This is a genomic window from Piscinibacter defluvii (assembly GCF_004011805.1).
Taxonomy (GTDB): domain Bacteria; phylum Pseudomonadota; class Gammaproteobacteria; order Burkholderiales; family Burkholderiaceae_C; genus Piscinibacter; species Piscinibacter defluvii.
This window is the reverse complement of record NZ_RCHJ01000059.1, coordinates 1-5,741: the sequence shown is the minus strand read 5'-3', so window position 1 is coordinate 5,741 and position 5,741 is coordinate 1. Positions and strand designations below refer to the sequence as shown.

At 62.6% G+C, this 5,741-nt stretch carries 7 protein-coding genes and 1 pseudogene; 7 read left to right on the top strand and 1 reads right to left on the bottom strand.

Translation table 11 applies throughout. From position 1 onward, the window contains the following. Positions 1-118: 118 nt before the first annotated feature. Positions 119-553 (top strand): DUF6882 domain-containing protein, encoded by a 435-nt coding sequence (locus tag D9C15_RS32420; RefSeq protein ID WP_128003587.1) that lies wholly within the window; start codon positions 119-121, stop codon positions 551-553. Positions 554-937: 384 nt separating this feature from the next. On the opposite strand, the gene D9C15_RS32415 is transcribed toward D9C15_RS32420, so the two are convergent. Beyond that, positions 938-1,891 carry an IS30 family transposase gene (locus D9C15_RS32415; RefSeq protein WP_128003586.1) on the bottom strand — a complete coding sequence of 318 codons (954 nt, stop codon included), beginning with the start codon at positions 1,889-1,891 and terminating at the stop codon, positions 938-940. Positions 1,892-2,599: 708 nt separating this feature from the next. On the opposite strand from D9C15_RS32415, the gene D9C15_RS32410 reads away from it, so the two are divergent. From D9C15_RS32410 to D9C15_RS33810, 6 genes and pseudogenes are all read left to right on the top strand, one after another. Further along, a complete protein-coding gene (locus D9C15_RS32410) occupies positions 2,600-3,025 on the top strand; it encodes a hypothetical protein (RefSeq protein ID WP_128003585.1) in 426 nt (141 codons plus the stop codon). 205 nt (positions 3,026-3,230) lie between these two features. Next, the gene (locus tag D9C15_RS32405) at positions 3,231-3,722 is read left to right on the top strand and encodes a zinc metalloprotease (RefSeq protein WP_128003584.1); all 492 of its coding nucleotides are present in this window, start codon (positions 3,231-3,233) and stop codon (positions 3,720-3,722) included. Between the two features lie 139 nt (positions 3,723-3,861). Continuing rightward, the gene (locus D9C15_RS32400) at positions 3,862-4,278 is read left to right on the top strand and encodes an LIC_13387 family protein (protein ID WP_128003589.1); all 417 of its coding nucleotides are present in this window, start codon (positions 3,862-3,864) and stop codon (positions 4,276-4,278) included. Between the two features lie 136 nt (positions 4,279-4,414). Further along, positions 4,415-4,762 carry an immunity protein Imm33 domain-containing protein gene (locus D9C15_RS32395; protein WP_205854968.1) on the top strand — a complete coding sequence of 116 codons (348 nt, stop codon included), beginning with the start codon at positions 4,415-4,417 and terminating at the stop codon, positions 4,760-4,762. Positions 4,763-4,976: 214 nt separating this feature from the next. Next, on the top strand, positions 4,977-5,375 hold the full coding sequence (gene arfB / locus D9C15_RS32390; protein WP_128003583.1) for an alternative ribosome rescue aminoacyl-tRNA hydrolase ArfB: 399 nt from the start codon (positions 4,977-4,979) through the stop codon (positions 5,373-5,375). A gap of 178 nt (positions 5,376-5,553) precedes the next feature. Next, positions 5,554-5,741, top strand: a pseudogene (locus D9C15_RS33810) (ASCH domain-containing protein); the annotation flags it as partial.

Genomic DNA, 5,741 nt, shown 5'->3' with positions numbered 1-5,741 from the left:
TCATCGGCCTCGCGGCCCAAGCGCCAACCCGTGGCGGTCGCCTCAGCTCAAACGTTAGGGCTCATCAGTTCCACCGCGAGTAGCTTCAATGCATCTTCACCTTCACCATGGCGATTCGGTGGACAGAGAGTTCGACTCGCTGCTACAGCGAGCCTTTGAGGCGTATCGCCAGAAGCAAGTCGACTTCGAGGCTGCCATCTCTCGCTTCACGCAGTGGAACCTCGTCGAAGAGAAGTGCTCTTTGGAGTTCTCAGGCTCGCACGCCCAATCTAGAGTCTTTCCCGTAACGCCCGTCGCGACGTATCTGCCAAAGGAACAAGACTGGGCTTGGGTATGGGCAAACGATGCGTTCCCAAGGCTCTCTCGCAGCAAATCTTCCGTGCTCAAGGGGCTCTCGCTCAAGACTGGCTACAAGATCTTTGAGACTCCCTACTTTCGAGCGAGTACGACCGACGTCGACGAACTTTGCGCCGTAGCACTTCACGAGTTGAACGGGACTGCGGTCTTCAAGATCAAGGACCAATCGCCGTGGGGTCTGTATGTCGTCGAATGAGCCCTAACCCTTCGCTGGAGCGGACTCGCAGCCTTGAAGGCTACTGAGCCAGTTGTCGGCGGCCTGTATGCATCCAGGGCTGGCGAGAGATCGATCCGAATCACGAAGGTGCTCGTAGTTGACGAGTATTCAGTCCACATTCGCATGTACGCGGATCGATTCGCGCAATTTCCTGCGCAGCTCACCTCGAACGACCTATCTCTCGGTTTACTCTTCGGAGCAGGCGGCTTTGGCATCGGTCATGCACCAATGTCACGCGAAGCCTTCCTCGCCGAGGATCGCCGACTTGTCGCCACAGTAGCCGTACTGGAATAGGAACTTGAGGGCTACCGCATCTGGTCAGGCGAAGACGACGCGTGAGTTCAACTTTGAAGTGCAACACCACTAGCACCGGGCAGCTACTTCGTCCGGTGTTCTGAATCCTAGCCGCTCACGAGGCCTGTCGTTGAGTTCCTGCTCAATGTAGTTGCACTCTGGCTGCGTGAGGTCCTTCAGATCCATGCCTTTGGGCAGGTACTGCCTTAGCAGTCCGTTGGTGTTCTCGTTCGTTCCCCTCTCGCATGATCGGTATGGCGTGGCGAAGTAGATCTTCACGCCCCACACCCTCTCGATCTCCTTGTAGCCTTGGAACTCGGTCCCGTTGTCCAGTGTGATGGTCCTGACCTTCCCACCGAACTTCAGGATCGCCCGCGACAGCGCTTGGCACGCCTGTTCGGCCGTCCTGGCACTCATCTTCTGCACCGCCACCTTGCCCGTCTTGCGCTCAACCAGCGTCAGCACGCAGTGCCTGCCGTCTGCCCCCATCACCGTGTCCCCCTCGCAGTGCCCGTACTCGCGCCGGCTTTCCACACGTCGGGGCCTCTGGCTGATGTGCCTCTTGCCCAGCAGTCTGCCTCTGGTAGCAGGGCCGCATCGCCTCTTGCGCCAGGGCTTGCTCATGTGCCTCATGTGGCGCCACAACTCCCCGGCCTGGCTTCCGTCCTTGCGCACGAACCTGTAGATCGTCTCGTGGCTGATCGCCCGCACCTTCTTGAGCCTTCTCCTGCCGCTGATCTGCTGCGGGCTCCACTTGCGCTGCAACTGCTGCCCGATCTCCTCCCACTCGCCGTGGCTGTACTGACTCTTCTTGCGGCTGCGCCAGCGCCGAGCCATCGCCCTCGATTGCGCCTTCTCCACCCGGTACTTCCCGTCGTACGGACACGCGTTACGCCTGACTTCCCGGCTGATCGTCGAAACACAACGCGCGATGCACCGCCCAATCTCCCTCAGGCTCTTGCCCCTGGAGCGCATCCTCGCAATCGTGTAGCGTTCGTCCTGGATGAGCTGGTGATACCCCATGTCTGCAACCCCCTTCCTGGCCGAATGAGGAGGCAGTCAGTGTCACCGCTCCCCACCTTCTTCAAGACTGGTGTTGCACTTACTTGTTGAAACCGCGACGCCTAACCCTTCACTCGAGGCGACCCTCCACGGCTTGGCACTTGGGCCGCGAGGCGCTCGCTGGCATCATGCGCCTCGCGGCCCAAGCGCCTTGCCGGTGGCGTCCGCTCAGCTCAAACGTTAGGCCTCGGAGCGCGCTAGCAGTTCGGGCCATCGCAGTCGTGCCACCGCGCGCGCTTCCCAATCTAGGCCCACGAGCGCCGCGCAGAAGCGCGGCGACAGCAAACTCGGACGAGCTATGCCTTCGGTCACGGCCTCTCGGCTGGCGAGTAGCTCGGGCCTGCGGTTGTACTAGGCAACCTCCCCTGTCAGCTTGTCAGTGGTGCCTGCGCCTTCGGAAGACTGTGCCTTCGGCCAGCGCCGTGCAGGCGCAGGTAGTTCGTGAGTCCGGCATGAACTCCACCGCCCAGGCATTGGCCACCTTGGCTCCCAAGCGGTGGCGTCGGCATCAACGGTGCGCGTGCCACCAGGGCCGAGGCCTAACTGGTCGCTCGAGAGGGACCTCCGCCGGCAAGGCACTTGGCCCGCGCCGCGCTCGCTGTCATCATGCGCCTCGCGGGCCAAGTGCCTTCCCGGCTACGGCCCCTCAGCTCAAACGTTAGGCCGCACATGAACCAACCGCGCTCAAAGGGTCGCAGTGTCGATCGGAGACCCCAGCATACGGAGAGCTGGTGGTGGCGCACACTCGAATGGCTGTTCGAGCGGGAGATCAGGTTTGTGCTCCTGTTCGCCATCATCTTCGCAGCTGCTGTGGCGGTTCGAGTCTTTGGGGTCAGCCACTGGTCGCTCGACCTTGCAACCGTTCAGATCGTTGCCAGTCTCTTAATCATTGGTTCGTTCCTCGGGGTAGTCGTCGCCACCGACTCAGCGCGCGCCTACAGAAAGTCTGGCCTGCGTATTCGCACAGTTTCCGGTTTAGTTGCGGGAGCTGGCGTCGCCTTGGTCTTTGGGGCACCGTTTGAGGCGGCAGCCTTATGCGCACTGGTTGGCGGGGTGCTTGGCTACTTCGGTATGCGGTGGGCCCAGCACATCTAGCCACCGCAGTGCGGCCTAACCTTTCGCTGGAGCGGGACCTCCACCGGCATGGCACTTGGCCCGCGAAGCTCTCACGCTTAGCATCCGCTTCGCGGGCCAAGCGCCATTCCGGCTCCGGCCCCTCAGCTCAAACGTTAGGCTGCACGAAGTGCCCCACGCGCCTCTCGCAGGTCCTTCGCTGAGGCTTCGCCTCTTCGGCGTACCCGTGTGGTTTCACTGGTCCTTCCCGGGCGTCGGCCTCGGCATTGGCATTCCGGCCGGGGCCATTGCCATGCTTTCGGCCAGCCACGTGGCCCTCGAGCTGTTCGCTTGGTGCCTGGCTGCCGTCTCGGCGCTTGTGCTCGTCCACGAAGCGGGTCACGCCGCAGTTGCACGCGTCCTCTCGATCGAGGTTCATGGTTTGCTGCTCGCCGCTGCCGGAGGTTGCTGCTTCACCGAAGGCGCGACCTCTGCGAAACATGAGTTGGCTTACAGCCTTGCTGGCCTTGCTTGCCAGTTCGCGGTCTTGGTAGCAACAACCCTCGTGCTAGTTGGTGCGCTCCCGTCCATCGAGTTGCGCTTCGGAGCAGCAGTGTTTACGGGAGTCAACTTGCTCGTCATCGTCGCCAACTCCTGGCCCTCGGCTGGCAGCGACGGACACCGAGTCCTTCTGGCCGTCAAGTGGCTGCAAGCACAGGGTCGAGAGAGTGCAGCCTAACCCTTCGCTCGAGGCGACCCTCCACGGCTTGGCACTTGGGCCGCGAGGCGCTCGCTGGCATCATGCACCTCGCGGCCCAAGCGCCAACCCGCGGCGGTCGCCTCAGCTCAAACGTTAGGCCGCATAGGGGAACCGCTTGGTGCACGTATCGCAAGGCCTCTTCGCCATCAGCGCCGCCATCGTGCTCGTGTTGGGGTCACTGCACCTTGCATTCACGTTCAGCGGGAAGCGCTTCGATCCGAGAGACGCAGACCTTCTTGCGCGTATGAAGGAGGTTTCTCCGTTCATCACGCGCCAAACCACGATCTGGCGTGCCGGTCAGGGCTTCCACGCCAGTCATAGCTTCGGCGCTATACTTTTCGGGCTGGTGTATCTCTATCTCGCCCTCGAGCCGAGCCACTTCTTGTTCGGGTCGTACTTCCTGCTCGGCCTCGGTCTGCTCTACCTCTTGGCCATGGCCGTGCTTGCGCGCCGGTACTGGTTCAGCATCCCGTTTCGCGGTGTCAGCCTCTCGTGTGTCGCGTATGTAGGCGCGTGGCTCGCGAGTGCGGCCTAACCCTTCGCTCGAGAGGGACCTCCACCGGCAAGGCACTTGGCCCGCGAGGCGCTGTGGTCCATCATCCGCCTCGCGGGCCAAGCGCCTTCCCGGTTCCGGCCCCTCAGCTCAAACGTTAGGCCGCACAGTCGACACCATGCGCATCGTCAAGAGCCAGACCGTGTGTGAATGGGTCAAGGTCTCCCCAATGGAACCAGTTCCCGGGTCAAAGCTTGGCTTCGCGCTGAGCACCCTCGGAGCAGAACCAATCAACGGGCTGCGTGTAGCTCCGACCGACACCGCCAACGGCTGGTACATCTGGTGCGGGAAGGAGATGTCTCGCGAACCCGACTTCTTCTCGCCGTTGCATATCGAGCACATCGCCGAGTACCTTCCGGCCGTCGCGGAGTACCTTGCGCTCCCGCCCGGCTATCGGTTCCTAATTGACGGGTCGAACTACGAGGATGTTTGGTTCGACGAGCAGCTGCTGCAAGAGGCCCCCTGAACCTGGGTTAAGGGCTGTCATTCGCGGCGCGTCGTGTCAACGGTCTCCGCCATCCGTCCAGCAGCCAGTGCGGCCTAACCCTTCGCTGGAGCGGGACCTCCACCGGCATGGCACTTGGCCCGCGAGGCGCTCGCTGTCATCATCCGCCTCGCGGGCCAAGCGCCATCCCGGTTCCGGCCCCTCAGCTCAAACGTTAGGCAGCACGAGAACCGTCATGCGCCACTTCCTCGCGAACTCGGAGCTCGAGTTCAGTGCAATACGAGCGCAAGGCCCCGGCGGTCAGCACGTCAATAAGGCGGCTACTGCGGTTCAACTCCGCTTCGACATCCGAGCTTCTGGCCGGCCCGAGGAGGTCAAGGCTCGGCTTCTACGCAGTTCGGACGGTCGAATCTCCATCGAGGGAGTCGTCGTCATCAAGGCGCAGGGTTCACGCAGCCAAGAGGCCAACAAGGCCGAGGCCCTTGCGAGGCTCAGAGATCTCATCGAGTCGGCCGAACATGTGCCGCGCAAGCGCCGACCAACCAAGCCAACTCTCGCATCCAATCGTCGGCGCCTGGAAGGCAAGTCCAAGAGAGCCGAGGTCAAGTCCGGGCGAGCCAAAGTCGGCGTGTGAGCGAGTCGGTCCAAGCCGCAAGCCGTCAATCTGCAGGCTCGGTGCTGCCTAACCCTTCACTCGAGGCGACCCTCCACGGCTTGGCACTTGGGCCGCGAACCCGTTATCGGTCTCGCGGCCCAAGCGCCAACCCGCGGCGGTCGCCTCAGCTCAAACGTTAGGCCGCACGACCACCAGCATGTCCGTCCCCGTGCACTTGCTGCCGTTCTGGGCTCAGTTCGCCCAAGCCACCAAGCCCGCGGACGACTCGCGCTTCTACGAAGCCTTCTTCTTCGGCGATTGCGAGGCACTGGCCAACGAACTCGCTGAGCTCGTACTTCGCGGCGCCAAGCGAGCTACGGCGGGGTCACTGTGGTCGTTCGAGGC